22 protein-coding genes are annotated in these 22,495 nt (G+C 64.4%); 15 read left to right on the top strand and 7 right to left on the bottom strand.

Annotation, left to right across the window (positions count from 1 at the left end; all coding sequences use genetic code 11):
• Positions 1–77: 77 nt before the first annotated feature.
• Entirely contained in the window at positions 78–803 is a 726-nt protein-coding gene (locus ACTUWL_RS23045; protein WP_021079723.1) for an alpha/beta hydrolase, read from the top strand.
• 56 nt (positions 804–859) lie between these two features.
• On the opposite strand, the gene ACTUWL_RS23040 is transcribed toward ACTUWL_RS23045, so the two are convergent.
• Together ACTUWL_RS23040 and ACTUWL_RS23035 are read right to left on the bottom strand one after the other, a co-directional pair.
• Entirely contained in the window at positions 860–2,353 is a 1,494-nt protein-coding gene (locus tag ACTUWL_RS23040) for a flavin-containing monooxygenase (RefSeq protein ID WP_021079722.1), read from the bottom strand.
• A 118-nt stretch (positions 2,354–2,471) separates the two neighbouring features.
• Positions 2,472–2,921 (bottom strand): cupin domain-containing protein, encoded by a 450-nt coding sequence (locus tag ACTUWL_RS23035; protein WP_021079721.1) that lies wholly within the window; start codon positions 2,919–2,921, stop codon positions 2,472–2,474.
• 261 nt (positions 2,922–3,182) lie between these two features.
• Here ACTUWL_RS23035 and ACTUWL_RS23030 point away from each other — a divergent pair, with 261 nt between their 5' ends.
• Positions 3,183–4,211, top strand: a complete 1,029-nt coding sequence (locus ACTUWL_RS23030; RefSeq protein ID WP_021079720.1) for an AraC family transcriptional regulator — start codon at positions 3,183–3,185, stop codon at positions 4,209–4,211.
• A 5-nt stretch (positions 4,212–4,216) separates the two neighbouring features.
• On the opposite strand, the gene ACTUWL_RS23025 is transcribed toward ACTUWL_RS23030, so the two are convergent.
• The 4 genes from ACTUWL_RS23025 to ACTUWL_RS23010 all read right to left on the bottom strand — a co-directional run bounded on the left by ACTUWL_RS23025 (position 4,217) and on the right by ACTUWL_RS23010 (position 7,272).
• Positions 4,217–4,432: a hypothetical protein gene (locus ACTUWL_RS23025; RefSeq protein WP_021079719.1), complete on the bottom strand. Its 216-nt coding sequence runs from the start codon at positions 4,430–4,432 to the stop codon at positions 4,217–4,219.
• A 209-nt stretch (positions 4,433–4,641) separates the two neighbouring features.
• The gene (locus ACTUWL_RS23020) at positions 4,642–4,815 is read right to left on the bottom strand and encodes a hypothetical protein (protein ID WP_021079718.1); all 174 of its coding nucleotides are present in this window, start codon (positions 4,813–4,815) and stop codon (positions 4,642–4,644) included.
• Between the two features lie 17 nt (positions 4,816–4,832).
• Positions 4,833–5,576: an outer membrane protein gene (locus tag ACTUWL_RS23015; RefSeq protein WP_021079717.1), complete on the bottom strand. Its 744-nt coding sequence runs from the start codon at positions 5,574–5,576 to the stop codon at positions 4,833–4,835.
• Between the two features lie 61 nt (positions 5,577–5,637).
• Positions 5,638–7,272 (bottom strand): outer membrane beta-barrel protein, encoded by a 1,635-nt coding sequence (locus ACTUWL_RS23010; protein ID WP_021079716.1) that lies wholly within the window; start codon positions 7,270–7,272, stop codon positions 5,638–5,640.
• Between the two features lie 427 nt (positions 7,273–7,699).
• Here ACTUWL_RS23010 and ACTUWL_RS23005 point away from each other — a divergent pair, with 427 nt between their 5' ends.
• From ACTUWL_RS23005 to ACTUWL_RS22975, 7 genes are all read left to right on the top strand, one after another.
• Positions 7,700–8,287 carry a hypothetical protein gene (locus ACTUWL_RS23005; RefSeq protein ID WP_021079715.1) on the top strand — a complete coding sequence of 196 codons (588 nt, stop codon included), beginning with the start codon at positions 7,700–7,702 and terminating at the stop codon, positions 8,285–8,287.
• 335 nt (positions 8,288–8,622) lie between these two features.
• A complete protein-coding gene (locus ACTUWL_RS23000; RefSeq protein ID WP_035651866.1) occupies positions 8,623–10,251 on the top strand; it encodes a DUF4118 domain-containing protein in 1,629 nt (542 codons plus the stop codon).
• A complete protein-coding gene (locus ACTUWL_RS22995; RefSeq protein ID WP_021079713.1) occupies positions 10,244–10,957 on the top strand; it encodes a response regulator in 714 nt (237 codons plus the stop codon). Before ACTUWL_RS23000 ends, ACTUWL_RS22995 begins: the two co-directional genes overlap by 8 nt.
• A gap of 89 nt (positions 10,958–11,046) precedes the next feature.
• Positions 11,047–11,169 carry a hypothetical protein gene (locus ACTUWL_RS22990; RefSeq protein ID WP_291732702.1) on the top strand — a complete coding sequence of 41 codons (123 nt, stop codon included), beginning with the start codon at positions 11,047–11,049 and terminating at the stop codon, positions 11,167–11,169.
• A 99-nt stretch (positions 11,170–11,268) separates the two neighbouring features.
• On the top strand, positions 11,269–12,135 hold the full coding sequence (locus tag ACTUWL_RS22985) for a S1C family serine protease (protein WP_021079711.1): 867 nt from the start codon (positions 11,269–11,271) through the stop codon (positions 12,133–12,135).
• Positions 12,132–12,503 carry a response regulator transcription factor gene (locus tag ACTUWL_RS22980; RefSeq protein WP_021079710.1) on the top strand — a complete coding sequence of 124 codons (372 nt, stop codon included), beginning with the start codon at positions 12,132–12,134 and terminating at the stop codon, positions 12,501–12,503. The genes ACTUWL_RS22985 and ACTUWL_RS22980 overlap by 4 nt, the downstream gene beginning before the upstream one ends.
• 383 nt (positions 12,504–12,886) lie before the next feature.
• Positions 12,887–13,099 (top strand): hypothetical protein, encoded by a 213-nt coding sequence (locus tag ACTUWL_RS22975; RefSeq protein ID WP_021079709.1) that lies wholly within the window; start codon positions 12,887–12,889, stop codon positions 13,097–13,099.
• Between the two features lie 54 nt (positions 13,100–13,153).
• On the opposite strand, the gene ACTUWL_RS22970 is transcribed toward ACTUWL_RS22975, so the two are convergent.
• Positions 13,154–14,515: a metallophosphoesterase family protein gene (locus ACTUWL_RS22970; protein WP_021079708.1), complete on the bottom strand. Its 1,362-nt coding sequence runs from the start codon at positions 14,513–14,515 to the stop codon at positions 13,154–13,156.
• 174 nt (positions 14,516–14,689) lie between these two features.
• On the opposite strand from ACTUWL_RS22970, the gene ACTUWL_RS22965 reads away from it, so the two are divergent.
• From ACTUWL_RS22965 to ACTUWL_RS22940, 6 genes are all read left to right on the top strand, one after another.
• Positions 14,690–16,108 carry a M20 family metallopeptidase gene (locus ACTUWL_RS22965; RefSeq protein WP_021079707.1) on the top strand — a complete coding sequence of 473 codons (1,419 nt, stop codon included), beginning with the start codon at positions 14,690–14,692 and terminating at the stop codon, positions 16,106–16,108.
• A gap of 373 nt (positions 16,109–16,481) precedes the next feature.
• Positions 16,482–18,272 carry a peptide ABC transporter substrate-binding protein gene (locus ACTUWL_RS22960; RefSeq protein WP_021079706.1) on the top strand — a complete coding sequence of 597 codons (1,791 nt, stop codon included), beginning with the start codon at positions 16,482–16,484 and terminating at the stop codon, positions 18,270–18,272.
• Positions 18,273–18,548: 276 nt separating this feature from the next.
• Positions 18,549–19,505 (top strand): ABC transporter permease, encoded by a 957-nt coding sequence (locus ACTUWL_RS22955; protein ID WP_021079705.1) that lies wholly within the window; start codon positions 18,549–18,551, stop codon positions 19,503–19,505.
• Complete coding sequence (locus ACTUWL_RS22950) at positions 19,471–20,388, top strand: ABC transporter permease (RefSeq protein ID WP_035651865.1); 918 nt, start codon at positions 19,471–19,473, stop codon at positions 20,386–20,388. The genes ACTUWL_RS22955 and ACTUWL_RS22950 overlap by 35 nt, the downstream gene beginning before the upstream one ends.
• Positions 20,385–21,365 (top strand): ABC transporter ATP-binding protein, encoded by a 981-nt coding sequence (locus ACTUWL_RS22945; RefSeq protein WP_106940090.1) that lies wholly within the window; start codon positions 20,385–20,387, stop codon positions 21,363–21,365. The genes ACTUWL_RS22950 and ACTUWL_RS22945 overlap by 4 nt, the downstream gene beginning before the upstream one ends.
• Positions 21,362–22,330, top strand: a complete 969-nt coding sequence (locus ACTUWL_RS22940) for an ABC transporter ATP-binding protein (protein WP_106940089.1) — start codon at positions 21,362–21,364, stop codon at positions 22,328–22,330. The genes ACTUWL_RS22945 and ACTUWL_RS22940 overlap by 4 nt, the downstream gene beginning before the upstream one ends.
• Positions 22,331–22,495 lie beyond the last annotated feature (165 nt).

Raw genomic sequence — 22,495 nt, 5'->3', positions numbered from 1 at the left:
GCATGAAGCCCGCGCACATTCCGGAGCCATCCCGGACGCCGCGATTGATCTGACCAAACCACGCAGGGAGGTACAACATGTCGACTTACGTTCTCGTCCATGGCGCCTGGCATACCGGCGCCGAGTTCGAGCCGGTTGCGGCTACTATCCGCAAGGCCGGCCACGTGGTCCACACGCCGACCATCAAGGGTAACCGGCCCGGCGACAGGAAAGACTCCGGGCTTGCCGAGGCGATCCAGTCGATCGTGGACTATCTTGCTGAGCACAATCTGAACGACATCGTGCTGGTCGGTCACAGCTATGGCGGCATGGTCATAACAGGCGTTGCCGACGCCACCGCCAATCGCATCCGCCGGCTGGTGTACTGGAACGCGTTCGTGCCGAACAATGGCGAGTGCCTCAACGACATGGTGCCGCCGCACTATGTCGGCCTGTTCGACGCCATCCATGCCGAGCGCGGCGACGGCTCGGTGGTGCTGCCTTTCCCGGTCTGGCGCGAGGCCTTCATCAACGACGCCGATGTCGAGCTCGCGCAGCGCGCCTACGACAAGCTCAACCCGCACCCGCTGAAGACCTTCCAGGACAAGATCGTCCTGCGGACCAATCCGGCCGGGATGCCGATCGCGAAATCCTACGTCAACTGCACGGAGGACACCGCGATGCCGCACGGCCTGCCCTGGCATCCGCGGCTGTCGGAGAAGCTCGGGCTGTTCCGCCTGGTCCAGGTGCCGGGCAGCCACGAGCTGTGCTTCTCCAATCCCGAACGCCTCGCGCAGGCCTTCATGGATGCCGGCCGCGACTGACTTTTGAGTCGCATGATCTCTTCGGAAAACCGCTTCGCACTTTTCCGGATCATGCGTTACGCGACTGCCTTGTACACCGGCGCGGTCGCAAGGAAGCGCGCATAGGCGTCCGCGTCCGGCGGCGTGAACTTTTCGACGAGCGGGTTGCGGCGCGAGGCCTTGGTGCCGATGTCCGCGAGCAGCTCGTCGAAATGCTTGAAGTGATAGGGCGCGACGCATAGCCCTCCATAGACGCCGGCGGCGGGACGCCCGACGCGCTTGAAGTTCAGCATCATTTCGATGTTGTCGCGCATCTCGGCCGCGCTCGGCTGCCGTGCGAGCTGCCCGTCGGCATAGCGCACCAGCCAGTTCGCGGCGAGGTCCGCGCACAGCACGGTGCAGAAGCTCGAATTGAAGCCGACGAAGCCCATGTCCGGCAGATCGGGATTGGCGATCAGCCGGTAGAGCCGGTATTGCCCATCGGCTTCCACCAGCTTCTTCTGGTACTCCTCGGGCAGGAACGGCACGCCGAGCTTGTAGCCGATCGCGAGCACCGCGACGTCGGCGGCGACATGCTGGCCGCCGCTCATAACGATGGTCTTGCCCTCATAATGATCGAAGGTGCCCTGCACCGCCTTGATGCGGCCGTCGGCGACCATCGGATAGAAGCCCGGGGTTGCGATCGGCACCGAGCAGTTGACGCCGTCCTCTATCCGCTCCTTCGGCACCATGCCGCACTGCTTCAGCTTGAGCTGCATCTTCAGCATGCTCTCGAGCCCGCGCCAGTTCGCCCAGACGAACGGCTTTGCCACGGCATGCGCGAGGCGGCCCATCGGACCGATGCCCCAGCTCGCGAACATCTGCTCCTGCGCGCGGATGTAGAGGATGCGCTTGAAGTTGACGAGGCCGCCGATGAAATAGGGAATCCGCCACACCGGCTCGCGAAACACGATGGTGACCTCGCTGGCGCCGGAATTGACCGCGTTCACCGCGATGTCGGTCGCGGATTTGGAGCCGCCGAGCACGACCACCTTGCGGCCCTTGGCGAGATCAGGATCGGCGTATTGCGACGAATGCAGGATCTGGCCGCCCTGTGCCTTGAAGCCGTCCTCGCCGGGCAGCGGCAGTGACTGCGGTTCGTTGAACTGCCCGGTGCAGACCGCGACGAAGTCGAAATCCTCATGGCCGGTGGCGCCGTCAGTGGAGCGCAGCGCGAGCGTCCAGCCCGGCCTGCCGTCGGCGCGCCGCTTCATGCCCTCGACCCTGGTGTTGAACCGCATTGCGCCGTCGAGCCCATGGCTGCGCGCGTAGTCGCGCAGATAGGCGTGGACCTGCGGGCCCTTCGGCCATTCCGGATAGGACTCCGGCATCGCCTTGTCGGTGTAGCGATAGAGCTCCTTCGGACTCTGGGTCTGCACGTCGGGATAAGAACGCACCGGCTCCCAGACTCCGCCGAGATCGCCACTGCGCTCGATGATGGTCACCTTGTGGCCGCGCCCGGCGAAGGCCTTGGCGGCGGCGAGCCCGGAAATGCCGGCGCCGATGACGCACACATGCTTCTGCTTGACCATGAAACCGCTCCCATATGAATGAACAGACGCAAAATTCGTCAGCGCGCACATCCTCGACATCGCCGGAGCCAGCTCCGGCGATTGCCGCCTCGTGTGCATCGTCTGTTTGGCAGCCGGCCTAGTCGTTGGCTTCCGGCGGCAGGAAGTCCACCTCGTGCTCGGCGGAAATACGCACCACTTCGACGGGGTCCTGCAGATTGTGCAGCTTCTCGAACAGCGCCTCGAGCTTCTGCATCGGCGACACCCAGAACAGCGCCCGCGCCGGCTTGTCCGACTTGTTGAAATAGCCGTGCGGAATGCCGCGCGGCATGCGCACGAGGTCGCCGGCCTTCGCCTGCACCCAGACGCCGTCGAGCTTGAGGTCGAGCACGCCCTCCTGCACCAGGATGAATTCGTCCTGGGTCGGGTGGATGTGTACCGGCACGAACTGGCCGGGATCGCTGTTGGTCTCGAACGCGAAGGTCGAGTCGGTGACCGCTTTCGGATAATAGACCTGGCCGAGGATATTCCAGGTCTTGCCGCCGTAGCCGGTGCCGGTGCGGGTAATGCCTTTTTCGAGCGTGCCCATGTCAGCCTCTCCAGTTTGCTGCGTATTACGGACACGGAGCCTGTCGCCGGCCGGTGGGGCTGTCTAGCCGATAAACGAATCCGCAAGCAGTGCGACCATGCTGCAGTGCGGGAGCATCGAGCCCGTCGTTCCTGCCCGACGCCGCTGCAGCTGTGTGCGCGCCGATCGGGCAGATTGCGCGACGAAACGGCGTTCCCCTCTGCCGGCGAATGGACTAGGCTGCGTGATATTTTAGACCTCAAACAACTCCGGACGGCCGGCGTGACTGTTGTTGGCGACGAGGTTTCAACAAGAGCAGATCCCGCGAGGGCAAGGCTGAAGGATTTCGCGCGCGTCGCCACCGCCCGCGTCGACGACGCAGCCGAAGCGATCGGCCGCATCTTCTGTCCGCACGACCTGACACCGGTCGATCATTCCGAGCGCGATTTCTCCGCGCATCACAATTGCGCAGACTTCGACGGCTTCTCGGTCAACTATGTCGCCTATGGCGGATCGGTCGCGATCAATCCGGGCTGCCTCGACCGCTTCTTCCTGCTGCAGATGCCGCTGTCCGGCTCGGCCGCGGTGCGGACCGCCGCGCGCGAGCTCACCACCGGACCGCGACACTGCGCATCGCTGCTATCGCCGACCATTCCAACCGAAATGACCTGGCGCGGCGACTGCGCCCAGCTGATCCTGCTGCTCGACCGCAAGCTGGTCGAGCATCGTGCTGCTGCGCTTGGCGGCGCGACGGTGCGGCCGGTCGAATTCGATCCGGCGGTTGAACTGAGCGGGCCGCTCGGGCAGGCGCTCTCGGCCAGGATCGAGCAGCTCGTGACGACGGCCGAGCGGCTCGGGCCGCGCAAATCGCTGTCGGCGGTCGCGGCGGCCGATTGGCGCGAACAATTGCTCAACGTCCTGCTCAACGACCAGCGGCACAGCCTGAGCTCGGCGATCGATGTCTTCAACGGCCGCACCGAGGCGCAGCCGGCGGCGCTGAAGCGGGTGCGGGCCTATCTGGAAACCCGCGCGACCGAGCCGCTGGATCTCGCCGAGCTCGCGGAGATCGCCGGCACCGGCGTCCGCGCGCTGCAACTCGGCTTCCGCCGCCACTTCGGCACCACCGTGTCCGAAATGCTGCTCGACATCCGCCTCGCGCATCTCAATGCCCGCCTCAAGACGGCGCGGCCGGGCGAACGCATCGTCGACATTGCATTCGACCTCGGCTTTACCCATCTGAGCCGGATGGCAAGCGCCTACCGCGCCAAGTTCGGCGAGAGCCCGAAGGCGACCCTGCAGCGGCTGAGCTGAGCGGCCTAGCGGTGAAACGACGCCGTCCTTGCCTGCGCCGAAAAATCGGTGATCGGCGCGTCGATCCGCCTGGTCTGCTTGACCATATGCACGCGCGTCGTCTGCTGCGAACGCTGTGCGTATTTCGACGGCGCACTGGCGGAAGCACCGGCGTGAGCGACCGGCGCCAGCAACCCGGTCATCGCAAGAATGCCGATCAGAGTGACAACAGACTTCAGCATCGCACCCTCCAGGAGGCTGAGACACCGAATAGCAACGGGCGTTTCCTAGACGACGCCTCTGCTCGGCGCCTCGTTAATGAGGAGCGATGCTGATCTCAAATCCGCCGAACCGCAACAAAAATCATCAGCTGCCGATTTTTTGGACAACCTATTGCGTCGATCAAGAAAGCGGCACCCGGCTGAATCCGACCAAGTACAATTCGGAACACCTATTGGCCCGACCACATCGGCGATTTCGGTCCGCCATAGTAGCGCATGTGATTGCCGGCGGAGCCATCGGCCGCCGGGATTGTCACCTCACTGGCGCAGCCGGCAACCGTGGCGCAAAGACCGGCAACCACGATGCAGCGCAACAACGCCTGCTTCAACGTCGCGACTGTCATGCCTTCCTCCTGCCCGTTCAGTATTTCGCGACCACCGGACCGCCGAACTTGTAGTCGAGGCCAAGCGTCACGACCGAGTAGGTGTTGTCGACGGTGTAGGGGATCTGCGCGTTCAGCGGCGCCGCGCGCTCGTATCGGCCGAAGTCGTAGTAGCGATACTCGAACTTGCCGATCAGATTGTTGGTGATCGCATAGGCGATGCCGCCGCCTGCGGTCAGGCCGCTCCTGTTGGCGCTGAACCGATCGACGCCGAACACCGGATCGGTGTTGGTGTGCTGGAATTCGCCATAGGCCCAGCCGCCGGTGAAGAACAGAAGCAAGCGGTCGACGGCGATACCGCCGCGGGCGCGAAGCGTGAAGCCGTCGCGAAGGCTGGTCGCGTCAACCGAGCCGATCGGCAAGGTGCCGGCGTTGAATTGATCGACATCGCTACCCTTGATGCCGGACCAGAAACCGTCGGCTTCGACGCCGACCACGATGTTGCCGCTCTGCACGTTGTAGCCGAGCTCGCCGCCCGCGATTCCGCCAGTGGAGGAGTAGTTGATGGTGTAGTTGGCGAAGCCGGCCGGGCCGAGCGCGTTGTTGAGATTGTGGTTGCCGTAGCCGCCGCCACCGAACACGCCGACATAGAAGCCCGACCAGTCGTAAGCCGGCGCCGCGATCGCGGGCGCCTTGGTGTACATCGGAAGGTCGGCGCCGAGCACCGGCGAGGCGGCAGCCAGCAGCGTGAGCGCTGCGGATGTGAGAAGAATTCGCTTCATGTTTTTCCCCTGTCCCTTGTTCTGACGAAATGCCCGGCGGGCATGCCGGGCGCGCTCGCGGTCAGAAATGAATGATGATGTCCGCCGAACCGATCAGAGCGAAGTTCTTGGTCGGGGCGATGCCGAGGTTGGAGTTGCCGTTGAACGCATTCGCATCCAGCGACTTGTAGTAAGAGACCTCGGGCCGGATCTCGATCTGCGGTGAGAACCAGTGCTGCCAGCCGATGCCGGTCTCGACGTAGCGCGTCTTCACGCCCGTGCGCTGACCTTGCTTGTCGTCGTAGAACTCGATCCGATACGAAATGTTGTCGAGCGGCGACGCCTTGTAGTTCAGGTAGGCGAGATAGGTCTGCACCGACGCCGTGCAGGCGAACACCGCAGCGCTGCTGCACTGGGCGAGGCCCGGCGCGTTGAACGGCAGGTATTGCGGCGAGAACGGCGTCCCACCAGCATTGAAAGCAGCCATTGCAGCGGGATTGTTGGCGTTCAGCACATTGTTCTGGTGCAGATTGTAGGTCTCGAACGAGATATGCCACTGCTCGTTGAACTTGTGGTACGCCGTCAGGCCGTACCATTGCAGGTTGTTGTAACCCCATGTGCCGCTGTTGATCGCGTCGGCGACGACATAGACGCTGTCGTTGCCGGAATCGCTGGTCCAGCGCACGCCACCGGTGATGCTCGGCACCGCACCCGGATCCTTCAACATGGTGGTGCCGGGGAACAGCGGGTTGGGGGACGGGTTGGCGATCTTCGCGTTGGCATTCCACGGCATGGTGTCGCTGCCGACCGAAACGCCCAGCTGCAGCATCCAGTTCTTGGTGACCGCCAGCGTGCTCTGAAGACCGGTGTTGGTGTAGTTGTCGAACGTGTACGTCATCGAGTGCGTGTACATGTAGTTGTTCGGCGCGAGCTGGGCCTCGATGTCGGGGATCGAGATGAAGCGTCCGAAGCGCAGCAGCAGGCCTTCGGCGATCTGCGGAATGAAGACCTCGCCGTAAGCCATCGGCAGGTCGTAGCCATAGTTCTTGTTCTGGTTCAGCAGCTGATTGCTCCACAGGCCGTACGCGGTCGTGTAGCGATAGTTCTCGCCGTAGATCGGAGCGATGCGGAAGCCCCAGTCGACGTGGTCCTTCTGGACCGTGTCGGGCAGGCGCTCGATGTAGAGCACCGCCTGGTCGAGCTGGACCGTATTCGGATTGTAATCGTACGCGGCCGGCGCGTTGCCGCCGCGCACCGTGTTGGAGCTCAGATTGCCGCCGGCATTGATCCAGCCGTAGACCTGAATATGCGCGTCGTTCATCCACTGTCCCGCGGGCGTCGTGCCGAGCGCCGCCATCAACGGGCTGTCGACCGAGCTCGGCCGCGTCACGCCAATGCTGGTCGTGCCGCCATACGGCCATTCCGTGAACGGCATCGGCGGCGTGCTTTGCGGCGTCGCCGGCCAATAGTCGCGGCGGGACGGCGGCGCTTTCGGATCCGACGGTGCAGAATCGTGGCCCCATTCGAGCCGGTAATAGTTGACGAACCGCGTGAAGAAGTCACTGCCGAGATAGCTATCGAGGCAGGAGTAATTCTTGTAAGGATCGCACGTCGATGACGGCGCCTTCAACAAAGGCGGATTGGCGTCGGCTGCGTGTGCCGCGTTGAACAGGCTCAGCGCCGTCAACGATACGCCCGCCAAAACAAGTCTCTTCATGATTATGCCCCAGGATATTGCTACCGACGCTTCGAGCGCTCTCGCGATTAACGTCTGTGTAATCTTTCGTGGGGGCTTGAGAAAAAGGCGATACGGGTCTCGCCGCGGTTTCATTAAGATAAAATATCCGGAACGACGGGCTTCGCCCCGCCTGCGCAGATACGCGTCATTTGCATCAGCGATTGCTGAAGAACTCGGCAAGAATCGTAAGGTTTTGTGACAGCCGCGCGTTGCGGTGCGAGAGAATCCACGCGACCTGTGCCATTTCCGCCATAGCTCGATTGGTGCAGCGTCCCTCATCAACGCGCGCGCTATTTTATTGCTACGCAGATCGTCGTGAAACCGCATCGAAGATATACGCGCGCAGCGGCTAGGCTGACTTCATCCGGCGAATCCTCGCCGCAGGTGCAACGGAGCGCCGCGCATCGTGGCCAACGTGATCAACAGTGCGAGCGAAGAGATCGGCGACATCGATCTGAATTTCCTGCCGGCCGATCTCACGGCGCAATGCCGCAACTTGATCGAGAGCTATCACGACATCCATGGCTATGCCTGCCTGCCCGACATGCTGTGGCGGGCGCGGCTCGGGCCGTTCATCGAACGGCATCACGAATTCAGGCAGCGGCTGCGCAAGGCCTCGACGACCCGAAGCGCCAAGAAGTCCAACCAGGGTTTTGTGGAGATCGCGACGGCGATCCTGTCGCTGGAGATATTGGCGAGCAGCTTTGCGGGCTGGACCGCGCTCTATCCGGAGGCCGGCGTGCGCGCGCTTGCGGTGCTGAAGCGGCAACCCGGCGGCTCGCAGACGCCGCTGATGGACTTCTATCTCTACCCGCCGAAGTATTTCAGCGCGACCGCGATTGCCAAGCTGACGCCGCCGCGGGCGAGCCAGACCGGCGAGTTCAGCCTCTACCGCGCGTCGAGGCCGGAGCTTGCCGGCGAACGGCTGGCGCTCAGCTATGTCGGTGAGCTGCTGCAGAAGTCGGATGATGCCGCTCTGCTCGAGCGGCGCTGAGGACGCATGGCACCGTGGTGCCTCACCGGCGCGCGATCGACCCCTCGGCCGCCGGTCTCGCACCGCGACTATTTATTTTATATTTCTCGTCCGCCTCAACAACATGGATTTTCTATCCGTTCCTGGGGAATGCTCGGCTCGCTGGGTAGTTGGTGACATCGGAGCAGCACCCGACGGTCGAACGTTGAATCATTGGCGAGGGCATACGCCGTTCTGACGGCGCTGAACCTCGCGTCGTCAGCGTTCCCATCGGATGTTGCAGGGACGGATTTCGTGCTGGCCGGGATGGCCGTGACGGGGATCTTCCGGTGTCTTTGTCTACGAAGGCGAAATCATTGATCTACTCCCTGCCCCTGTTTCAACGGCTCGCGCATGTCCGCGCGCGCCGCTCGGAAGCGGAGCATGTGTTCGCGCCGGGCTTCGACGCGAAGCCAAGGCTGGCGGTGTGGGCCGACGTCCTGCCCCTGCTGTGGTCGGTCGGATCAGTCGCAATCATCACGGCGGTCCTGTTGGTGCTCGACGAGCCGATCGCCGCGAATCTGGTGCCGATCGCCTATCTGATCCCGGTGATCTTTGCAGCCACGAGATGGGGCATCTGGTCGGGCACGCTGGCCTCGCTGACCGCAATCGCCGCAGCCGACTTCTTCTTTTTCACGCCGCTCTACAGCCTCCGGGTCGATAGCCCGCAGGAAGCCATCGACCTCCTCGTCTTCCTCGTCGTCGCGCTGGTGAGCAGCAATCTGGCATCGCGCCTGCAACAGGAAACCGAAAGGCTGCGTCGGCGCGAGCGGGAGATTCAGCATCTCTATGAGCTCTCCAAACGCCTGGCCGCCTGCTTCACCATCTCCGACCTGATCGATGCCATCAGGCATTATCTGGCGCATACGCTCGGCCAGCGCGCGGCGCTGTTCGTCGCGTCCGCGGGAGGTCATTTCGAATCTTCGCCTGGATCGGGTGCGGCTCCGCCCGCCGTCCAGGAAAGCGTTGCGGCGATGGCCGTCGCCGTCGGCGCGACAGATCGCAGTGTCGTCGATGAACAGACCCAGGAGGTGTGGCTGCTCCGCGCCATCGGATCGAAAAGCGTGGTGCACGGGGTCATCGCCATCAATGTCGGTCGCGGCACCCATGATGCGATCAAATTGCGCGCGCGCCGGGTCGAAGCGGTGCTCGAAGAGGTCTCGTTGACCCTGCAACGGCTCGATATCGGCAAGGCGATGGACGACGCGAGACTGCATCTGCAGGCCGAGCTGTTGCGGGACGCCTTCCACGGCACGCTCTCGCACGAACTGCGCTCGCCACTCGCCGCGATCCAGGGATCGGTGAGCGTCATGCGGGAGATGCCAGCTGTCGCGACCGATGACCGGTTGCGCTCGCTGGTCGAAGCGGTCAGGGATGAAGTGATTCGGCTCGACGGCCACATCCGCAACCTTCTGAACGCGACGCGCGTGACGGCCGGCGGGCTGACGCCCCGCCTCGAATGGTCCGACCCGCGCGACATCGTCAACGCCGCGATCAAGGCCCGTGCGCGGCGGCTGGCGGCGCATCATCTCGAGATCGGATTTGACGACGACCTTCCGCTGCTCAAAGTCGATTCCGGGTTGATCGAGGAGGCCTGCGGCCAGCTGCTGGAAAACGCCGCCAAATACTCCCCGTCCGGGTCGACGATATCAGTGCAGACCCGTTATGACCGCGGGCACGTCGTGATGTCGATCATCGACCAAGGGGTCGGCGTCACACCGGACGAGCAGCGCCACCTCGGCCGCAAGTCATTCCGCAGCCCGCGCCATCAGGCAAGCGTCCCCGGCTCCGGGCTCGGCTTCTGGATCGCATCGACCTTCATCAGGGCGCATGACGGCACCGTGGAGATCGCCAGCCGCGGCCAGGGCCTCGGGACAACGGCATCGATCTTGCTACCGGTCCAGCACGCCCTGGATCCGGAATTGGTGACCTCCGACGATGAGTAAGCCGCGTAACCTTGTCCTGCTGATCGACGACGAGCCGAAGATCCGGCGTTTCCTGCACGCAGGCTTCGAAATCCACGGCTTCTCCGTCGTCGAGGCCGAGAACGCCGCTGACGGCTTGAAGATCGCGACCTTCAATGCCCCCGATCTGGTCATCCTCGATCTCGGTCTGCCCGACCTGCACGGCAGCGAGGCGCTGGAGCGGCTGCGCTCCTGGTCCAATGTTCCGGTGATCGTGCTCTCAGTCGAATCCGACGAGGACGAGAAGGTTCGCCTGTTGCAGGCAGGGGCCGACGACTATGTCGTGAAACCGTTCGGCATGGCCGAGCTGCTGGCGCGCAGCGACGCCGCGTTGCGCCGCTATTTCAAGAGCAGCACCGAGAATCCGGTGGTCGTGGTCGGTCCGCTCTCCGTCGATCTCGTCAGCCGGGCCGTTTTGCTGAACCAGACCAGGATCAAACTGACGCGGAAGGAATATCGCCTGCTGCACGTGCTGGCGGTCCATGTCGGCCTGGTGGTCACGCACGATCAGCTGCTGAAGGAGATCTGGACCGGCAATCAGCGCGACAACATCCAGTATCTCCGCATCCTGGTGCGCAAGCTGCGCCAGAAGATCGAAACCGACCCGAACCAGCCCCGCCTGCTCGTCACCGAGTCCGGGGTTGGCTATCGGCTGGAGAACCGGCTGGAGACCAGCGTTGCCGATTGAGCATCCGGCCGGCCGCCGGCCGGCATATATACAAAAATAATATATTTCTGACCGAGAAAGCCTTAGCGTGCCCCGAAAAGGGGCACGCGGTGCAGTTCCTGATTCAACCGTTTCACTTCCTCGGCTTCGAGGGCCAGATCTGGATGCTGATCGTGGTCGCGCTGATCGCGGGCTTCGCCCTGCTTGGCTTGAGGACTCGCGACCGGGGCTGACCGGGTCGGGCACCCAGGGCGCCCTGCGGCCCTGCCCATCCGGCCAGTTTCGCCGCCGGCCGCAACATCCCAGATTGCGGGAAGCCAACGGAGTTTCCCATGACCGAACCGAACATCCTTGCCTCGCTGTCACCAGCCCTATCGGCGACCATCGCGCGCGCCGCGCCATCGGTCGTCTCCGTGCATTCGCATCGCGCGCGCGCCTCCGGCTTTGTCTGGAAAGCGGGCCTGATCGTCACCGCCGACGAAGCGCTGGCCGACGAGGGCGAGATCGAGATCCAGTTCGCCGACGGCAGCCGCAGGCCAGCAGCCGTCGCCGGACGCGACCACACCACCGACATCGCCCTGCTGCGCGTCAATGGCGACGTCGCGCCGATCAAGCTGTCGACCGACATCCCGGCACTCGGAGCGCTCGCGGTGCTGGTCGCCGCCGACCGCGGCGCACCGGTCGCGCGGCTCGGCATGGTCTCGCGGTCAGGCGCCGCCTGGCGCAGCCTGCGCGGAGGCGAGATCGACGCCCGGATCGAGCTCGACATCCGGCTGCGGCACAGCCAGCAGGGCGGGCTGGCGCTTGACGCGAGCGGCATGCCGTTCGGCATGGCGGTGCTGGGTCCGCGCCGCGTGCTGACGATCCCGGCTGTGACCATCGAGCGGATCGCAACCCAACTCGAGACAAGCGGCCGCATCGCGCGCGGATATCTCGGCCTCGGGCTGCAGCCAGTCCGTCTCGAAGATGGCCTCGGCGCGATGGTGATGAATATCGACAAGGCCGGCCCATCGGCTGCCGCCGGCATCCGCCAGGGCGACGTGATCGTTGCGGTCAATGGGGAGAAGCTGTCGGGCGTGCGGGCGCTGTCGCGCGGCCTCGGACCGCAGAGCGTCGGCAGCGTCGTCGAGCTCACCGTGCATCGCGGCGGCGAGCCGATGAGCTTCAAGGTGAAGGTCGGCGAAAGGCCCGAGACGTGAACAGTGAGCCTGCCTCCGACATCGTCATTGCGCTCGAGATCGACGACCCCGTGCTCGCCGACCGGCTGGCGACGTTGCTCGGCAGCGTCGCCGGCCTGCGCCTTGCCGCGCCGGGCGAGCAGGCAACGGCTACGATCGTCGCACGCAACCGCGAGGCAGCGGGCGGCGACTTCGAGCTGACGCCGCGCGAGCTCGACGTGCTGGCGCTGCTGGCCGAGGGCGCGTCCAACAAGATGATCGCGCAGCGGCTCGGGATCTCCGTCCACACCGCAAAATTTCATGTCGGCTCCCTGCTCGACAAGCTCGACGCCACCGGCCGCACCGACGCCGTCGCGCACGCTGCACGGCGCGGGGTGATCAATTTGTGAACCCGCTATTCGCTGTCCCGCGCCACTCATCTCCGATGTCATCGCCGGGCGGTGACACCGGAGAGTGTTGAGCACACGGCTCCTTCCGCGCGTCGTCCCGGCGAAGGCCGGGACCCATAACCACCGCGCTCGGTGATGAGCGGGATCGCGGCCCCGGCGTCGCACAACAATTCGCATGCGTGGCAATGGGTCCCGGCCTTCGCCGGGACGACAGCAAGTGTGCGGCACGGTTTGTGAGTCATAGCCCCGGGACAACGACCCCAACTCAGTGATTGCGAAAATTCCACCACGCGGACGCTTAGACCAATTGTGTAAGTAGTCGTCCGGATACAGACATCTTCGCGATCTCGATATGCAAGCTTCCGCCAACAAAAAGAAACGGCATGAAGAAGCTGATCTATCGCCACCGGGACATTGAATACACACTCAGCAACATCGAACCCGACCTCTGGAGCTGGAAATTCGAAATCAACGGCACGACCAAGCGCGGCACCACGCGCGCGCGCCTCGGCCTGCTGGCGCAGCGCCGCGTCTGTATGTTGATCGATCGCGAATTGAAGAGCGTGGAACGCGGGAAGCCGAAACGAGCTGACTAGCCCATCGCTCCATGCTCCGTTCGTCCGCCGGAGCGATCCACCGTCGCCTTGGCCTCATGACAGCGCGAGAACGGTCGCAGCGATCTCGAGCCGCGGCCCGGCATAGCGCCTGTCGTCCGGTCCATGCTGTCCGCACCCGACGCTCCAGAGCGCGGGCCACGAGAACCGCTCGAGCCCGGTCGCCGAGATCGCCGCGCACGACGTCCAGTTGATGTCACCACGCCATCGCCACAGCACGCCGCCCGGTCCCATGTCCGGATAGAAGGCGATGTCGAGATCGAAATCCCGCTCACCGCCGAGATCCGGACCGACCCAGTAGTGCGGACTACGCCCTTGCTCACGTCCGAGGATCAAGGTGAGGGTCTGGTTCGGCCCGCGCAGGCCGAGCCAGAGCGGCGCGATCATGTCCGGCACCGGCGTGCAGAGCAGCGTTTGCGGCGCGGCGCATGCCGCGGCGCTGCGGCCCGACAATTTGAGGGCGACGACCGTTCCGGGCGCCGGCATCCCCGACAGCGGCGCAGCGCTGACCCCGTGCGGCAATGGCGACCACGCGGCCCGGTCGAGCGATGGCAGCGGCCATGCGAATTGCTCGCGCACGACACCTTCGGTGTCGAGCACCTGATAGCGGAGACCGTCCTGATCGAGCGCCGCCTGCACGCAATGCAGGTACTCGACGCCTTCGGGCATCCGGTGCGCGGTGCCCGCACCCGCTGTGCAGATCTGCAGCACACCGCGATGGACCTGGACGTCGAATGCGAGGATGTGGCTGCAGAGATAGGCGGTCACGCCGGCGCGCACCAGGATATCCCAGAAGTGCGCACTGTATTCGTGGCCGATCTCGCGCTGATAGCTGCCGCTGTAGCCATTGATTGGGTAGACGGGATGGTGACCCAGCACCAGTTTGTATCTCGCGTCCTTGTGCTGCTGGAGGACCGTTTCCAGCCAGCCGGTCTCGACATGCCCCTCGCCGCCGAGCCCGCTCCACAGCGTGTGCACGAACACCATCACGAGATCGTCGCGGCGGACCCAGTAGGACAGCCCCTCCTGGCCGGGCGGACCATTGCGCGGCAGCTTCAGCGTCTCGCGGAACACCGCCTCGCTCATCGCGTCATAGGTGGTGTGGTTGCCGGTCGTGTGCCACAGCGGCACCGCGCGCCGGTCCAGCCAGCCCATTTCGATATCGAGCCAGTACCGCCATTGCGCGCGCAGCGCATCCGCATCGGCGGTGAGGCCGATGATCTCGTCGCCGGGGAAAAGGATGAATTCGGGCTGCGGATGCAGCCGGCGGACCACATCGTTGACCGATGCGAAAGTGCGCTCATGCAGCGCGCCGGGAACGCCGGAGCAGGCGTCGGCATAGATCACGAACTGGTGGCCCGAAGTTCTCGGCAACAGTGACGGAATTGCATCTTGCATGGCTGGACCGTATCGGGAGGGAGCGCGTCATGCGACGATCATGCCATGATCGGGAGCAAACCACACCAAGACGTGACTTTCGGAAAAGCTGGTTTGCCGCCGTGTGCTAGGCGGCGGCGCGCCAAGCTGCTAGCCTTTTGCGCTTCAGATTGCCTTACTCGAGGATCGGAGCAAATGGACAACCGTAGTGATGTTTGGCGCGGCGTCGACACGATCAAGCCGCGTTTCATCGAATTGAGCGACCGGGTCTGGGCGATGCCCGAGGTCTGCTACACCGAGGCGCGCTCCTCCGCCGAACATCTGGCCGAACTGCGCCACCAGGGTTTCCGCATCACCGAGAACCTCGCCGACATTCCAACCGCGGTGATGGGCGAATGGGGTGAGGGCGGCCCGGTGATCGCCTTCCTCGGCGAATATGACGCCCTGCCCGGCCTCAGCCAAGAGGCCGGCGTCGCCGAGCATCGTCCGGTCGAGACCGGCGGCCACGGCCATGGCTGCGGCCACAATCTGCTCGGCTCCTCCGCGCTGCTCGCCGCGACCGCGGTGAAGGACTGGCTTGCCGCCAACAAGGTGCCGGGCCGGGTGCGCTATTACGGCTGTCCCGCCGAGGAAGGCGGCGCCGCAAAGGCCTTCATGGTGCGCTGTGGCGCGTTCGAGGACGCCGACATCGCCATCACCTGGCATCCGCACAGTTTCTGGGAAGTCGCGGTGACGCCGTCGCTCGCCAACACCCGTGCCGATTTCATCTTCACCGGGCGCACCTCGCATGCCGCAGCCTCGCCGCATCTCGGCCGCAGCGCGCTCGATGCGGTGGAACTGATGAATGTCGGCGTCAACTACATGCGTGAGCACATGCCGAGCGATGCCCGCGTGCATTACGCGCTGCTCGACACCGGCGGCATTGCCCCCAATGTGGTGCAGGCCCATGCCCGGGTCCGCTATTCGATCCGCGCCCGCGACCTCCCCGGCATGAACGAGCTGGTGGAGCGTGTGCACAAGATCGCGCAGGGCGCCGCCCTGATGACCGAGACCAAGGTCGAGATGAAGATCATCTCCGCGGTCTCCAACATCCTGCCCAACACCCCGCTGGAACAGACGCTGCACCGGATCATGGAGGATCTCGGCCCGCCGCATTTCGACGATGCCGACAAGGAGTTCGCCGGCAAGATTCGTGCGACGCTGACCGACAAGGACATCGCCTCGGTCTACTACGCCATCGGCATGGAGCCGACCGACCGGCCGCTCGCCGATTTCCTGGTGCCGATCGACGCCAAACGCAATCCGCTGATCGGCTCGACCGATGTCGGCGACGTCAGCTGGGTGGTGCCGACGGTGCAGGTCCATGCACCGACGGTTGCAATCGGCACCCCGTTCCACACCTGGCAGGTGGTGGCGCAGGGCAAGACCCCGGCCGCGCACAAGGCGATGGTGCAGGCGGCCAAGGCGATGGCCGGTCTCGGCGTCAAGGCGCTGCTGGAGCCGGAACTGATTGCCGCCGCCAAGGCCGATCTCAAGAAGCGGACCACGCGAACGCCCTATGTCAGTCCGCTGCCGGCGCATGTTGCACCGCCGTTGGACATGTCGGTCGCCTGACGAGCCAGGTTTGCGAGCCGGACCTGCATCTTTCTGCAAGGTCCGGCCAAAGCCACGTTAACGCGGCTTGTTGGCGCGAACCGGCAGCCGCTACGCTTGCGAACGTTCGCTTGTGGCAAAAAAGCATCTCGGAACAAAGAATAACGAACAAATTTTCCGCAGCTGCGAGCTGCGGATAAGCGTAGTTTTGGCGCCGAAATGCCGAAACGATGTGCGGCACGGAGCGGTTCTGCACAAGTCGTAGCCAAAAGATCTATGAGTGAGGTCACACCGGACGTTGACCTTGGCGGTCATTCGGTGTGCCATCTGCCGCCAGAACGGCGGCCGCTTCCAAGGCCCGCCGCAATCACACGTGAGCCTGACCGAGGGGACTATGTTCGACAATAATCTGCGAGGCATGATCGACGACGTGAAGGACGGACGGCTGGACCGCCGGGCTTTCGTCAAGCGAATGATTGCCGTCGGCCTTACCGCGCCGATGGCGAACCAGATCCTCAGCCTCGGCGGCGTCGCGATGGCGCAGAGCCCCAACCCCTACAAGCCGACCAAGCGCGGCGGCGGCGGTCCGCTCAAGTTGTTGTGGTGGCAGGGGCCGACCCTGCTCAACCCGCATTTCGCCACCGGCACCAAGGACCAGGACGGCTCGCGCATCTTCTACGAACCGCTGGCAAGCTGGGACGTCGACGGCCATCTCAACCCGATCCTCGCCGCCGAGATCCCCTCGATCCAGAATGGCGGACTCTCCGCCGACGCCAAATCGGTGACCTGGAAACTCAAGCCCGGCGTCAAATGGCATGACGGAAAGCCGCTCAGCGCCGACGACGTCGTCTTCACGTGGGAATATGCCAGCGACCCCGCGACCGCGGCGGTATCGATTGAAACCTACAGCGGCCTGACCGTCGAGAAGATCGACGACCTCACGATCCGCATCAACTTCAAGAAGCCGACACCGTTCTGGGCCAATGCCTTTGTCGGGGGCTATGGCAGCATCATTCCGAAGCATCTGTTCGCGGACTACAAGGGCGGCAAGTCCCGCGAGGCGCCCAACAATCTGAAACCCGTCGGTACCGGCCCCTACAAATTCGTCGAGTTCAAACCGGGCGATCTGATCCGTGGCGAGCTCAACCCCGACTACCACATGGCCAACCGTCCATTCTTCGACACGATCGAGATGAAGGGAGGCGGCGATGCCGTCTCCGCGGCGCGCGCGGTGATCCAGACCGGCGAATATGATTTCGCCTGGAACATCCAGGTCGAAGACGAGGTTCTGCAGCGCCTGGAAAAGGGCGGCAAGGGCAAGGCGCTGTTCGCGGTCGGCGGCGACATCGAGTTCATTGCGATCAACTTCACCGATCCGAACACCGAAATCGACGGCGAGCGCTCGTCGATCAAGACCAAGCATCCGATCCTCTCCGACCCGCGCGTGCGCCAGGCGCTGGCGCTCCTGGTCGACCGCGAATCCATCAAGAAGGCGATCTACGGCCGTGCCGGCCGCGCCACGGCGAATTATCTCAACGGCCCCGAGGAGTTCGTCTCCAAGAACACCAAATGGGAGTTCTCGATCGAGAAGGCAGCCGCGCTGCTCGATCAGGCCGGCTGGAAGGCAGGCTCCGACGGCATCCGCGAGAAGGACGGCAAGAAACTCAAGCTGTTGTACCAAACCTCGATCAACGGTCCGCGGCAGAAGACCCAGGCGATCGTCAAGCAGGCCTGCCAGAAGGCCGGCATCGACGTCGAGCTGAAATCGGTGGTGGCCTCGGTGTTCTTCTCCTCCGACGTCGCCAATCCCGACACCTACGCCCATTTCTACGCCGACATCGAGATGTTCCAGATCCCGATGACGCAGCCCGATCCCGCCTTGCACATGCGCCGCTATCATTCGCGCAACGTCGCCACCAAGGAGAACAAGTGGCAGGGGCCGAACTTCCCGCGCTGGGCCAACAAGGAATTCGATGCCGCGATCGATGCGGCCGATACCGAGACCGATCCGATCAAGCGGGCCGACCTCTACATCAAGGGCAATGACCTGATGTGGCAGGACAATGTGATGATCCCCGTGATGCATCGGCTCGCGGTCGAAGCCTCCTCCAACACGCTGCGGCCCGCGCTCTCGGGCTGGGCCAACCAGACCGACAATCTGCAAGACTGGTATCGTGAAAGCTGAGCCGCTGGGGGCTCGAGATGTGCTCCTCCCTCTCCCCGTTCTTGGGGGGAGAGGGCTGGAGTGAGGGGCTTTATTCGCAACTGCGTTGAGAGGTGAGTTCGCGGAGAGTCCCCTCACCCGGAATTCAAGCGGAGCCTGTCATCGGGCGGCGCTTCGCGCCGACCCGTTGGCTTGAATTCCGACCTCTCCCCGCGCGGGGCGAGGTAAAGCTCGCCTATCGACTGGACAGCGAAATCAACCTGCTCAAGGTGCAAGCGTAAGTCAGATGATCCGTTCATGAGTCAATACATCCTGCGCCGCCTGATGATCGCGATCCCGAGCCTGCTCGGGATTTCGGTCGTCCTGTTCGTCGTGCTGGCGCTCGCGCCGGGCGATCCATTCAGCGAGCTCGCGACCAATCCGAACGTGCCGCCCGAGGTGCAGGCCGCGCTGCGTGCCAAGTTCGGCCTCGATGACCCGATCTATCTGCGCTACCTGCACTGGATCGTGGCAATGGCCCACGGCGATTGGGGCTTCTCGTTCGTCAGCAGGGTCGATGTCGACACGCTGATCCTGCAGCGGCTGCCGACCACGCTTTACGTGGTCGGCTCGTCGCAGCTGCTGGCGCTCCTGATCGCGATCCCGGTCGGCGTCTATGCCGCCACGCGGCCCTATTCGCTGTTCGACCAGCTCGCCAACACCTTCGCCTTCATCGGCTTCTCGCTGCCCACCTTCTTTACCGGCATCCTGTTCATCCTGGTGTTCTCGGTGAAGCTGGACTGGCTGCCCTTCGTCTACACCAGCGTGCCGGGGAGCGGCATCCCCTGGGTGCTGGAGATGATCCGGCAGGCCATCATGCCGGTGATGGTGCTCGGCCTGTTCCAGGCGGCCTCGATGACCCGCTTCGTGCGCTCGGCGATGCTCGACGTGATCCGGCTCGACTATGTCACCACGGCGCGCGCCAAGGGCCTCGGGCAGGCCAAGGTGATCGTCAAGCATGTGATGCGCAACGCGATGATCCCGGTCGTCACGCTGATCGCGCTGCAGATGCCCGCGGTGTTCGGTGGCGCCATCGTCACCGAGCAGATCTTCCGGATTCCCGGCATCGGCTCATTGCTGATTTCATCCATCCTCGCCAACGATACGCCGGTCGTGATGGCCGTGACCTTCGTCTTCGCGTGTCTCGTGGTGCTGTTCAACCTGATCGCAGATGTCCTCTATGGCTGGCTTGACCCTCGCATCTCCTTCCGCTGAACGGCGCGGCTATTCGCCCTGGCGCGAAACCTGGCGGCGCTACCGCCGGCACAGGCCGGCCGTGATCAGCGCCGCGCTGCTGCTGCTGCTGATCGCGGCCGTGGTGGTCGGTCCGTTCGTCTGGCGCGTCTCGATCAGCGACATCGACGTGGTGGCGGGCCTGCAAGGGCCCTCGCTGGCGCATCCGTTCGGCACCGACGATCTCGGCCAGGACCTGCTCGCCCGCATGATCTATGGCGGACGCATCTCGCTCGCGGTCGGCCTCGCCGCGATGCTGGTCTCGGTGTTCGTCGGCACGCTGATCGGCGCGCTCGCCGGCATGTCGCGCGGCGCGCTCGGCTATGCGCTGATGTGGCTGACCGACCTGTTCCTGTCGCTGCCGCAGCTGCCGCTGCTCCTGATGCTGATCTATTTGTTCCGCGACGGGCTCAAGGCGATGTTCGGCCCGGAGGGCGGCATCTTCATCCTGATCGTGCTTGTGATCGGCGGCTTGCGCTGGATGCCGGTCGCCCGCCTGGTGCGTGCCCAGTTTCTCTCGCTGCGCGAGAAGGAGTTCGTCGAGGCCGCGCGTGCACTCGGCGCAAGCCCGGTGCGCCAGGTGGTGCGCCACATCCTGCCAAATGCGCTCGGACCCGTGATCATCGCCGGCACGATCGACGTCGCCGCCGCGATCATTGCCGAATCGACGCTGTCGTTTCTCGGCCTCGGCTTTCCGCCTGACACTCCGACCTGGGGCCGCATCCTCTATGACGCCAAGGATTTTCTCGACATCGGCCCGCATTGGGCGCTGTTTCCGGGCGGCGCGATCTTCATCGCGGTGGTCGCCATCAACTTCATCGGTGACGGGCTGCGCGATGCGCTCGACGCCCGCAAGGTGATCTGATGGCGCTGCTCGACATCAAGGGCCTGAAAACCCATTTCAACACCGACGCCGGCGTGTTGCAGGCGGTCGACGGCGTCGACATCTCGATCAACCGTGGCGAAACGCTCTGCGTGGTCGGCGAATCCGGCTGCGGCAAGACCGTCACCGCGATGTCGATCCTGAAACTGATCGCGATGCCGCCGGGCAAGATCGTCGAAGGCGAGATCATGTTCGAGGGCCGCGACCTGGTGCCGCTGACCAGCCACGAGCTCGACGACATCAGGGCCAAGGAGATCGGCTTCATCTTCCAGGAGCCGATGACCTCGCTCAATCCGGTGCTGACGATCGGCGAGCAGATCGCCGAGAGCCTGCGCCGCCATGAGGCGGTGACCAGGAAGCAGGCGCTCGAGCGCACCATCGAGATGCTGAAGCTGGTGCAGATCCCCAATGCCGCGGGCCGCGTGCATCACTATCCGCACCAGTTCTCCGGCGGCATGCGCCAGCGCGTGATGATCGCGATGGCGCTGGCCTGCCGGCCCAAGCTCGTCATTGCCGACGAACCGACCACCGCGCTCGACGTCACCATCCAGGCGCAGATCCTCGACCTGCTGCAGGACATGAAGGAGCGCTTCGGCATGGCGGTGATGCTGATCACCCACGCCATGGGCGTGGTCGCGGAGACCGCGCAGCGCGTCGTCGTGATGTATGCCGGCAAGGTGGTTGAGGAAGCGCCGGTCGAGGAGCTGTTCGGCGATCCGCGTCACCCCTACACCCAGGGCCTGATCCGCTCGATCCCGCGCATCGACCTCGACGCCGAGCACAAGACGCGGCTGGAGGCGATCGGCGGCTCGGTGCCGATCCTGATCAACCCGCCGCCCGGCTGCCGGTTTGCGCCCCGCTGCAAGCACGCCATGAGCATCTGCACCGAACAGGAGCCGCGCCTGCGCGAGATCGCGCCCGGCCATCGCATGGCCTGCCACCTCGGAGACGCGTCATGAGCGAACCGCTGCTGCGCGTATCCAATCTGAAGAAGCACTTTCCGGTGCTCGGCGGCCTGCTGTCGCGCGAGGTCGGCCAGGTCTATGCGGTCGACGGCGTGTCGTTTGCTGTCGACCGCGGCGAGACGCTGGGACTGGTCGGCGAATCCGGCTGCGGCAAGTCGACCACCGGCCGCTGCGTGCTGCGGCTGATCGAGCCGACCTCGGGCGAGATCGTGTTCGACGGCCAGAGCGTGACGGGTTTGGGCGGCGGCGACCTGCGCGCCATGCGGCGCAACATGCAGCTCGTATTCCAGGACCCGTTCGCCTCGCTCAATCCGCGCATGACCGTCGGCGCGATCCTCGGCGAGCCCTTCATCATCCATAACCTCGTCACGTCAGCCAGCGAACGCGAGGACCGCGTCGCAAGCCTCCTGGTCAAGGTCGGACTGAAGGCCGAGCACATGCAGCGCTACCCGCATGAATTCTCCGGCGGCCAGCGCCAGCGCATCGCGATCGCCCGCGCGCTGACCCTGGAGCCGAAGCTGATCGTGTGCGACGAGCCGGTCTCGGCGCTCGACGTCTCGATCCAGGCCCAGGTCATCAACCTGCTCGAGGACCTGCAGGCCGAGCTGAACCTGACCTATCTGTTCGTGGCCCACGATCTCTCCGTCGTCGAGCACATCTCGGACCGCGTCGCGGTGATGTATCTCGGCCGCATCGTCGAGCTCGCCAAGGCCAGCGACCTCTACCGCAACCCGCAGCATCCCTATACCAAGGCGCTGCTCTCGGCGGTGCCGGTGGCCGATCCCAAGGCGAAGCGCGACCGCATCCGCCTGAAGGGCGACGTGCCGAGCCCGATGAACCCGCCGAAGGGCTGCCACTTCCACACCCGCTGCCCGATCGCCGAAGAGCGCTGCCGCCAGGAGGCGCCGGAATTGCGCGAAGGCAGCAATGGGCACTTTGTGGCGTGCCATCTGGCTTAGGCGTCAGGCGGCTTCGACTTGCTCGGCTTGCGCGGGACAAAAATATCGAAAACAACCCCATGCAAAGGAGTGGCCGCTGCCGGCGTCCGACCGGGCGGCTTGACACGTCGGGCAAATCAGGGATAGATTTCTAATATTCCGAAAATTGTATCAGCACCGCTGGCC

This window comes from Bradyrhizobium sp. WCU1, from assembly GCF_053474805.1.
The sequence above is the reverse complement of the archived record's forward strand: the minus strand, read 5'-3'. Positions and strand labels throughout refer to the sequence as shown.

Excerpts from the sequence above, each read along its gene's own strand:
- ACTUWL_RS23045 (WP_021079723.1), top strand. The coding sequence starts at position 78 with ATGTCGACTTACGTTCTCGTCCATGGCGCCTGGCATACCGGCGCCGAG.
- ACTUWL_RS23040 (WP_021079722.1), bottom strand. The coding sequence starts at position 2,353 with ATGGTCAAGCAGAAGCATGTGTGCGTCATCGGCGCCGGCATTTCCGGG.
- ACTUWL_RS23035 (WP_021079721.1), bottom strand. The coding sequence starts at position 2,921 with ATGGGCACGCTCGAAAAAGGCATTACCCGCACCGGCACCGGCTACGGC.
- ACTUWL_RS23025 (WP_021079719.1), bottom strand. The coding sequence starts at position 4,432 with ATGCTGAAGTCTGTTGTCACTCTGATCGGCATTCTTGCGATGACCGGG.
- ACTUWL_RS23020 (WP_021079718.1), bottom strand. The coding sequence starts at position 4,815 with ATGACAGTCGCGACGTTGAAGCAGGCGTTGTTGCGCTGCATCGTGGTT.
- ACTUWL_RS23015 (WP_021079717.1), bottom strand. The coding sequence starts at position 5,576 with ATGAAGCGAATTCTTCTCACATCCGCAGCGCTCACGCTGCTGGCTGCC.
- ACTUWL_RS23010 (WP_021079716.1), bottom strand. The coding sequence starts at position 7,272 with ATGAAGAGACTTGTTTTGGCGGGCGTATCGTTGACGGCGCTGAGCCTG.
- ACTUWL_RS22995 (WP_021079713.1), top strand. The coding sequence starts at position 10,244 with ATGAGTAAGCCGCGTAACCTTGTCCTGCTGATCGACGACGAGCCGAAG.
- ACTUWL_RS22985 (WP_021079711.1), top strand. The coding sequence starts at position 11,269 with ATGACCGAACCGAACATCCTTGCCTCGCTGTCACCAGCCCTATCGGCG.
- ACTUWL_RS22975 (WP_021079709.1), top strand. The coding sequence starts at position 12,887 with ATGAAGAAGCTGATCTATCGCCACCGGGACATTGAATACACACTCAGC.
- ACTUWL_RS22970 (WP_021079708.1), bottom strand. The coding sequence starts at position 14,515 with ATGCAAGATGCAATTCCGTCACTGTTGCCGAGAACTTCGGGCCACCAG.
- ACTUWL_RS22965 (WP_021079707.1), top strand. The coding sequence starts at position 14,690 with ATGGACAACCGTAGTGATGTTTGGCGCGGCGTCGACACGATCAAGCCG.
- ACTUWL_RS22960 (WP_021079706.1), top strand. The coding sequence starts at position 16,482 with ATGTTCGACAATAATCTGCGAGGCATGATCGACGACGTGAAGGACGGA.
- ACTUWL_RS22955 (WP_021079705.1), top strand. The coding sequence starts at position 18,549 with ATGAGTCAATACATCCTGCGCCGCCTGATGATCGCGATCCCGAGCCTG.
- ACTUWL_RS22950 (WP_035651865.1), top strand. The coding sequence starts at position 19,471 with ATGGCTGGCTTGACCCTCGCATCTCCTTCCGCTGAACGGCGCGGCTAT.
- ACTUWL_RS22940 (WP_106940089.1), top strand. The coding sequence starts at position 21,362 with ATGAGCGAACCGCTGCTGCGCGTATCCAATCTGAAGAAGCACTTTCCG.